9 protein-coding genes are annotated in these 8,016 nt (G+C 38.8%); all 9 read left to right on the top strand.

From position 1 onward, the window contains the following. Positions 1 to 2,745: hypothetical protein (locus ACFSMW_RS10540; RefSeq protein WP_390355474.1), on the top strand; the 2,745-nt coding region annotated here is incomplete at its 5' end. After that, complete coding sequence (locus ACFSMW_RS10535; protein WP_390355472.1) at positions 2,739 to 3,026, top strand: hypothetical protein; 288 nt, start codon at positions 2,739 to 2,741, stop codon at positions 3,024 to 3,026. The genes ACFSMW_RS10540 and ACFSMW_RS10535, both read left to right, overlap by 7 nt. After that, positions 3,027 to 3,158 carry a CD1375 family protein gene (locus ACFSMW_RS10530; protein ID WP_390355470.1) on the top strand — a complete coding sequence of 44 codons (132 nt, stop codon included), beginning with the start codon at positions 3,027 to 3,029 and terminating at the stop codon, positions 3,156 to 3,158. It abuts the gene before it with no gap. A gap of 68 nt (positions 3,159 to 3,226) precedes the next feature. Next, complete coding sequence (locus ACFSMW_RS10525) at positions 3,227 to 3,634, top strand: hypothetical protein (protein ID WP_390355469.1); 408 nt, start codon at positions 3,227 to 3,229, stop codon at positions 3,632 to 3,634. Between the two features lie 51 nt (positions 3,635 to 3,685). Next, complete coding sequence (locus ACFSMW_RS10520; protein ID WP_390355467.1) at positions 3,686 to 4,402, top strand: hypothetical protein; 717 nt, start codon at positions 3,686 to 3,688, stop codon at positions 4,400 to 4,402. A gap of 178 nt (positions 4,403 to 4,580) precedes the next feature. Then, positions 4,581 to 5,000, top strand: a complete 420-nt coding sequence (locus tag ACFSMW_RS10515; protein ID WP_390355466.1) for a phage holin family protein — start codon at positions 4,581 to 4,583, stop codon at positions 4,998 to 5,000. After that, a complete protein-coding gene (locus ACFSMW_RS10510; RefSeq protein ID WP_390355464.1) occupies positions 4,997 to 6,127 on the top strand; it encodes a LysM peptidoglycan-binding domain-containing protein in 1,131 nt (376 codons plus the stop codon). The genes ACFSMW_RS10515 and ACFSMW_RS10510 overlap by 4 nt, the downstream gene beginning before the upstream one ends. A 242-nt stretch (positions 6,128 to 6,369) precedes the next feature. Further along, entirely contained in the window at positions 6,370 to 6,828 is a 459-nt protein-coding gene (locus ACFSMW_RS10505) for a hypothetical protein (RefSeq protein WP_390355462.1), read from the top strand. Between the two features lie 129 nt (positions 6,829 to 6,957). Next, the gene (locus ACFSMW_RS10500) at positions 6,958 to 7,611 is read left to right on the top strand and encodes a DUF3800 domain-containing protein (protein WP_390355461.1); all 654 of its coding nucleotides are present in this window, start codon (positions 6,958 to 6,960) and stop codon (positions 7,609 to 7,611) included. The last annotated feature ends 405 nt before the right edge of the window (positions 7,612 to 8,016 follow it).

The raw sequence follows: 8,016 nt of genomic DNA, 5'->3' as shown, positions 1-8,016 counted from the left end.
GTTACACTTGGCGATTATATCGAATACACCGAAGAAGAAATTCGTTCAATCTGGAAGGAGCTGCAAGCCGAAATCCGCCGCAAATTGGCAAGGCTTATCAGTGTAACGGTTTTATCCAGTGCCGGTGACGTGTTTAAAAACGGTGAAGGGGAAACAGAATTAACTGTTAAAACGTTCTTGTCCGGCGAAGAAGTTGACCAAGACGCTTCCATCTATAACTACTACTGGACAAAGCGAGATAAACGGGGTGTACCTGTAAGCGGTTGGAGTGCTTCGGGGAAATCAGTCAGTGTGGCAGCATCTGATATCGACGAAAAAGTGACGTATCAAGTAGAAGTGTCGCAGGATGGAACAACGATGACAATCGGTAGAATCACGATAAGTAACGTGTTTGACGGCGAGGATGGCGAGCCAGGTCCAGAAGGCGTGCAAGGTCCTCCGGGGAAAGATGGTCAAACACTATATACTTGGGTTAAATATGCCGATACACCGACATCTGGTATGTCAGATAGCCCGGACGGCAAGAAGTATATTGGTCTTGCTTATAATAAAACGACACCAACTAAATCAACCAAGTATGCTGATTACGAGTGGGCGAAAATAGAAGGCGACAAAGGTGTTCCGGGTGAACCGGGAAAGGATGGACAGCCCCGCTTTACCTGGGTCAAATACGCCGATGATGATAAAGGAAATGGCATGAGCGACAGCCCGGAAGATAAACGATATCTAGGATTGGCGTATAACAAGACTGCTGCAACGGAAAGCAGTAATCCTGCTGATTACACGTGGTCCCCACTGTATGACAACGTCAAACCCGGGGGCAGAAACTTATGGCCATTTACGGATTACGAAACAGTGGATATTAAAGAGGTTTTAGACAACTACTGGTATACGAAGAACGCAGGTACACCGGAAATAACAACGGTTAACTTGGTCGGAAGCCCTTTTGACGGAAGGAAGACACTGAGATATTGGTCGAAAGTCGATGGCAGCTCAAAAGAATATGTCTTGAATCCACAAGAAAACGGAAACCACTATCTGACGCTAAAACCTAATACGGAATATGTGTTTTCTGCATGGGTTTATCACGGTACGGGAATTGATAATATCTATTTTGTTCCTTGGGAATACGATTCTGACGGCTCCGGAAGGACTTCGATGGGTGGTACTTTTGTAAGCCAAAAAGTAACGAACAACTACCAAAAATGCGAAATACACTTCAAAACCGGTGACAAGTATCTTATAGAAACAAGGTTGTATATCCGTTACGACAATTCAAAACCAGAAGGAACGACAACCAAGTTTTCTATGTTTGAGCCACAGCTTGAAGAAGGTAATGTTGCCAGTGCTTATGATTCTTCGCCAGAGGATAAACAAGCATACACCGACAAGAAAGCCGATCAAGCGGAAAAAAACGCTAAAGAACACGCAACCGAAGTTTCTGAAGCTGCCTATATTGATGCTTTAAACGATGCAGAGGATTTTATGGAAGCTAACGGTATTATGCAAGGTAAGGACTATAACGGGGTTTCTATCACGAATCAAGAAGGTTTCATGACAGCCCGTGGTGATGGTCTGGTTCGTACTGTCATGAATAGCACGCTGGGTTATGTCACCCAACGTCGGGCAAGCAAGACAGCCCCATGGGAAGATGTTCTTTATTTCGATACAAAGGGAAATGCAAAATACGCTGGTGATTTAGAGGGCGCTAGTGGTACATTCGGCAAAGTGTCTGTACTAAATGACGACTTGAAAATACAGGACGACCACACATCCACATTGTATAGTGTCACTCCAAAAAGAAACGTCATTAAAGACCACTCGTTTGAACTTGTTAAAACGGCCGATGATTTGCAGAGTGATAGTATACAGCGTAATTGGATTGACCATGATATCAAAAATGATCCTTATGATAAGACAAGTTGGGAGGTGGTCGGTAGCCCTAAAGTAGCGGTGCAATTTGGACCTGCTAAAAAAGAAGGTTTGCCGATATTTGGCGAAAGGGCAATCGTTGTCAGGAATGCGCATTACGTTAGGCAGTATGTGTATGAAGGTGTAGGTGCAGGGTCGGTTTATACTGTATCAGCGCACTTTAAACGACAATGGAATACAGTAGGCGGGGGTATTCCGCGTATTGAGATATGGCACGTTAACGCTATGGGAACAAGGCAAAGCAAGATCGTTAACTCAACTTTCTCCCCCGTTCGGGATGATTATGCGTTTGAACGTCATGCCACGACATTTGAAGTGCCGAGTACGTTTGGTACTGGGGACTCTTTGGAAGTTATTATTTCTGGTGGAAACGCTAGCTGGGTCCAGTGCGACGGTGTACAGATGATTGCGGACGAAAGCGCAGCGGTATATGATCCAGAGGATAGTGTTTGGGAAATCACAAAAGGGAACTATATTTTGGACAGTAAACAAATGTCTTTATGGGCTGGAGAACGGTACCCTACTGCAAGTCAAGTTGTAAAACCGGCGAAAACTTTAAGTGAGTGTCGCAATGGCTGGATATTACAGTGGCAACGGTATGCCAAGGGGTCTGGTAGAGTTGACAGTAATTATCAGACAACCCTTATCCCTAAAAATCTTAAGGGTCGAGGTGTACGGGTGCTGTTGGCGGACAGATGGGGTCCAGTGGTTTATAAATATCTCTATGTATATGACGACCGAATGGAAGGACACAACAGTAATAGTACAGGAGATAACCATAATCAAGCCCTAACGGAGGTTCTGGAATGGTAAAAATATATTTTGAGACTGATGACAAGGGCTATGTGGATGGTTGGGGAAGCACTCGTTCAAAAGATGATGAGGTCGAGCTAGAAATCGACAAGGGTCATGATTTCTTTGAAAGTGACTCCCATGCTTGGAAATACGTGGAAGGTAATCTTGTCTTTGATGAAGAACGTAATAAAGAGCTACTTGAGGAAAACGATAAAAAGAAGCCGTCGAAAGAGGAAGTCCGGTCAATTGCAATACTAGAACTAGCCGAAAGAATCGCGGCGCTTGAAGGAGGTGAGTAAATGTTGGCTATGCTGTTTGCGACAGAAATCATCGAAGGAAACTGGACATTCAAACGTGTTCCCGGCATTTGGAGAGAAGATGTACGGGCCCTTTTGAAAGCAGAAGGTCGAGAAGATTTAATTGAACGCTGATGAGGCGTAATTTTTATTTTAAAGCATTCCCCCTTTTCTGCCGATATATTTGGTGGGAGGGTAACCTAATGGAAGACAATATTTATGAAATAAAAATTTTAGAATATCAAATTGATGAAATGCTTAAAAATTCAACCCATTTTAAAAATGAAAGTGTCAAAAATAAGAAAATATTTGACGTCGAAATGTTGAGAGCTAAGGTGGTATCCAAATCTGAACATAACAAGGCGATGGAAATTGGTGTATTATTTATAGGTGTTGCATTATCTTGTTTGTTTACAACTATTGTACAACCGGACAAAACTTCTTCAATTTTAACTCCTCTTGCATTGTTTGTATTTTGGATAATGATACTTTTTATGTATCGTTTTCTAGATTCAAAATACAGGAAGTCAGCTGAAATTAATTCATACGGAGTAGAATTAATCAATTTGCTTATAGAAAAGAAGAAGGTAAGTAACCATAAATCAGCTTAGACGGGAAGGACTTTTGTTCCCTCTGTCGATAGTAAGATGGGAGGAGATAAGATGACGGATCAAAGCATTGAAGAAATTAACAGGGGTCTACGCCTAGCATCAGCTAAAATGTCATACCCGGTACTAAAAGACCTGGCATATTTCAGAGAGTATAACAATTACGTAGAAAACACCTTTGAAAGCAGTATTTTAGAATTAGGCGAAAATCCCCAAAATAAAGATGGGAGAGCTATCCCCCTCGATTTTGAGATAATAAAACGGGTATCAGAAAGAAATAAGTACCGTTCTTTCAGGAATATAATGAGGGTTTCATTACTAACTGCGCTGTGTTCATTCATTGAAAACTTGGTTAAAACAGCATGTGTGATTAATGATAGGAAAGAAAGGTATTCTAGTTATGGTTCTGAAATAAAGGCAAGAAAAAATGCTGATAAAAGGGTAATAAGTATTTCAAAAAGCTTCTTATATAAGGAAGGTTTTAGCGAGATTAACAACCTTAAAGGCTGGGATTATATAAAGGACATGATGAGAATTAGAAATCGCTTTGTTCATGCTGGTGGAGAAGCCGATTCAAATATACGTAAGATGTCTGTACGTTATGACTTCTTAATTGAAAACGATGAAATAACCCTAGGCGACTCTTTTATTGAAAACTATATTTCATTAATAGAAGATTTTTCAATCGAATTTGCTAAAATTGTCTATCCTGATGAAAGTTTTGTAAAAAAAATGGTTGAAAGATATAACAACCATAGAAATAATAAATAAAAAAAGTTATATTTATTGTGCACCCATTGCGGTGCTTTTTTAATACAAGAGGGCAGCGCACACTGCCCTAGCCGTCATGGATCACTGTGACGGCTTATTTATATGGTACGAGATAGAAAATGTTTAAAGGGGGTCAATCAAATATGAATAAGGAGATGATTGTGTGGGAGGTTTTAATTTGGAACATTTAGAAGCTGCTAGACTGTATTTATTCGGAGAGGTAAAGTTTTTGCATTTGTTGTTGCTGCTGATGGCACTGGACATCGTAACAGGCTTGTTCAAAGCTTGGAAAAATAAAAATTTGTGGAGTAGAAAATCACTGTTCGGATATGCCAGAAAGGTGCTTGTATTGGTTGTTATCATTTTGGCAAATGTAGTGGATCAGGTGTTGGATTTAAATGGGATGGTTGCATATGCGACTGTTCTTTTTTATTTGGCGAATGAAGGGTTATCTATCATTGAAAATTTAGCTGACGTTGGTGTACTCGTACCAACTGGTCTGGCCGAAAAGCTAAAAAATATCGAAAACAGCAGCAAAACACTTCCAGAAGAAGTCAGAGAAGAATTCACTTCGGAAAAAGGAGACGATGAAAAATGACAAAAGGATTCGATTGCGCCACCAAACTAACAGCGGCAAGTGCAAAGAAATTAAAGCAACAGGGATTCGACTATGTAGCTAGGTATCTGGGTAACAACTGGAAAACATTTGATAAAGCAGAGGCACAAGCAATCCAAAGCGCTGGGCTGAAATTAATAAGCATCTTTCAAAAGAGTGCCAACTATGCAGGATATCATACTGAGAGCCAAGCGAAATTAGATGCAAAAGAAGCAGAGAAATATGCAAAAGTAGTCGGCCAGCCCAAAGGGTCGGCTATTTATTTTGCTGTGGATTTTGGGGCAGAGCAAAAGCATATGCCTGCAATCAAAAGTTATGTTAAATCTTTAAAAGCAACCTTAAAGGATTATAAGGTGGGTATGTATGGTTCTTTTGATGTAATACAAGCTGTTAAAGGATTATGCGATTATTATTGGCAAACCTATGCTTGGAGTGGTGGCAGGATTTCTGATTTCATCCATATGCACCAATACCAAAATGACATTGTCGTAGCTGGTGTTGCCATTGATAGAAACGATATTAAGAAGGCACCTGGAGCATGGAGCGAGATTGTACAACATGTGGACAAACCTAAAACACAAATTGGTTCGAAGCAAGTAAGCAATAAAATTTCCGGCGCCACATATACAGTAAAGTCAGGAGACACCTTAAGCGAAATAGCTGCAAGGTCTGGTGTTAGTGTGGCCAATCTAGTTAAGTGGAATGGGATAAAGAATAAAAATGTTATCAAGGTAGGGCAAAAATTGAAGTTGAAAGCACCAAAGAAAGCGGCGGCCAAAGCAACTACCGCAAAAACATCAACTTATACAATCAAATCGGGAGACACGCTGTCCGGTATTGCCAAGAAGTACGGAACTACTGTTAACAAGCTGGCAAGCTTGAATGGCATTAAAAACGCAAATAAGATATACGCTGGCCAGAAAATAAAAGTTACCGGATCTGCACCAAAGAAGAAAACAACGGCTAAGAAGTATCATGTGGTAAAGTCTGGAGATACGGTGTCGGGGCTAGCTGCTAAGTATGGCAGCACACAAGCGCAGATTAAATCTTGGAATAAACTTTCCAATGTGAATTTGATAAAGATTGGCCAGAAATTAAGAGTAAAATGAAAATATCGCTCACAATTTCGGAAGTATTATTTTTGATCTTGCAGGATATAAATTAGTGTATAGGCAATCACTCCAATGATTATGCCTATCCCTATCCTCAATGGGGCCTTCGTGTGCTCTTACCAAACGGTAAGAGCACTTACTTATTTCGTGTCCCATTATCATTCGGGTTAGTTTTATAAAAAGGCGGTGAATAATTCTTCTGTTATAGAAAAGGGTATTAATAAAAAGGAGTCAGACTAATGATTGGGATTCTTATCGCCATTTTTGTTTTTAATTTAATAGCCTTTGCGAAAAACAAACGCCTTACTAAAAATCAAATGATTCATGTATGGACATTTACAATTGTTTTCCAAATGGTTGTTGATTACATAATTGATATAAAATATCATGGCTATTGGTATTTTGATAAAGCGCCTGAATGGAGGGATTTACTAGCTGTAACTGTGTTAATTCCCCCAGTTAATATGATATTTCTTAATTGGTACCCGTTTGATAAAGGAATCTACAAACGTGTATTGTACCTTGCTATATGGGTTTTAGCCATTACATTTTATGAACTTGTTGCGTTGCTACCTGAACCTTGGGGTTACTTTAACTATGGGTGGTGGCATACATGGTATTCAGCAATTGTTAATCCTTTCTTGCTCATAAGTGTAATATTATATTATAAATGGATTAAGAAAATAGAGAATGAGTAAAAATAGCCCTCACTCCTGTGGGGCTAATACATACATTTTTCAACCTTTATCGACAATCAGTATTGGGTTAGGATATAGGGCTGTGTTATTATGATTATCGGGGGAAAATTAGAAAGGATTTGTTTGTATATGACAAAGGTAATACTTAACTTTGATGAATCTGGTAACATGGGTAGAAAAGGTAGATACTTTACAATTGCTTGCGTAGAAACCCATAATACCAAGCCGCTTATAAATGTGATGAAAAAAGCCTGTTTGAAAGTGAAAAAAGAGTTCCCGCATTTGACGGGGAATAGAGAAATTAAAGCAAGTGATTCATTCCCGGTAATAAAAGACTATATATTAAGGCGTATAGTAACAAAGGATATAAAAATTCGCTACGCAACAGCAGATTTACCTTATGTAAATAGAAAACTACTAGAAGATGAAAATCTATTATATAACTTTCTGCTTCATTTTATAATTGTGCCAGTTGCAAAACGATCATGTGTTAACGAAATAGATATATTCTTAGATAAAAGATCTATAAAGGTTGAATCCCTTCATTCTTTTAAAAACTATATTTCTATAAAAATAAATTACGAGTTAAAACTGGATGTCAAAATTAACGTTTCATATGTCGAATCTCATAATTCTTATTGTATCCAAGTAGCTGATTTTTTAGCTAATGTAATCAATTCATATTATGAGTATGGACATGATCATTGTTTTAAAATAATTAAACCCAAAATAGTCCAACATGAGAAATTCCCAAGACATATGTTTGGAAAAGACATCGAATGATGTTTTGATAAAATGTCGCTTTTTTGTTTACAAATTAGCTTATTTAATGTATCATCTAATTACAAGTTAAGTATTACGTGAATAATGCGCGAGTAAACCCTATGTAAACGTGTGAAAAGTTAAACACATAAACTGCCTGTTATTGGTAGTCGTTGCAATGGTTTCGCGCATTTTTGAATTTTTAGGTATAAATGTACTACGAAAGAACATAATTATATGCTAGGAGGGAATAAACCCCAATAAATGTGTGAATCAACGATGCACATAAGCGGTCTGTGTGGCAGCCATTTATTGGGTTTCCCTCATACATAATATCAATAAAACAGCCCTCGCTTATTGGTACCGACCCCCGAAAGTTAGAGTAAAAATCTAATTTTCGGGGGTGTTTTTATGACCAAATATAAT

Source organism: Tigheibacillus halophilus, assembly GCF_042683165.1.
Taxonomy (GTDB): Bacteria; Bacillota; Bacilli; order Bacillales; family Amphibacillaceae; genus Tigheibacillus; species Tigheibacillus halophilus.
Note: the sequence above shows the minus strand (reverse complement) of the source record. Positions and strands in the feature narration are given on the sequence as shown.

What these genes read in the sequence shown, in the direction of transcription:
- ACFSMW_RS10525 (WP_390355469.1), top strand. Translation starts at nt 3,227, where the DNA reads ATGGAAGACAATATTTATGAAATAAAAATTTTAGAATATCAAATTGAT.
- ACFSMW_RS10535 (WP_390355472.1), top strand. Translation starts at nt 2,739, where the DNA reads ATGGTAAAAATATATTTTGAGACTGATGACAAGGGCTATGTGGATGGT.
- ACFSMW_RS10510 (WP_390355464.1), top strand. Translation starts at nt 4,997, where the DNA reads ATGACAAAAGGATTCGATTGCGCCACCAAACTAACAGCGGCAAGTGCA.
- ACFSMW_RS10530 (WP_390355470.1), top strand. Translation starts at nt 3,027, where the DNA reads ATGTTGGCTATGCTGTTTGCGACAGAAATCATCGAAGGAAACTGGACA.
- ACFSMW_RS10500 (WP_390355461.1), top strand. Translation starts at nt 6,958, where the DNA reads ATGACAAAGGTAATACTTAACTTTGATGAATCTGGTAACATGGGTAGA.
- ACFSMW_RS10505 (WP_390355462.1), top strand. Translation starts at nt 6,370, where the DNA reads ATGATTGGGATTCTTATCGCCATTTTTGTTTTTAATTTAATAGCCTTT.
- ACFSMW_RS10520 (WP_390355467.1), top strand. Translation starts at nt 3,686, where the DNA reads ATGACGGATCAAAGCATTGAAGAAATTAACAGGGGTCTACGCCTAGCA.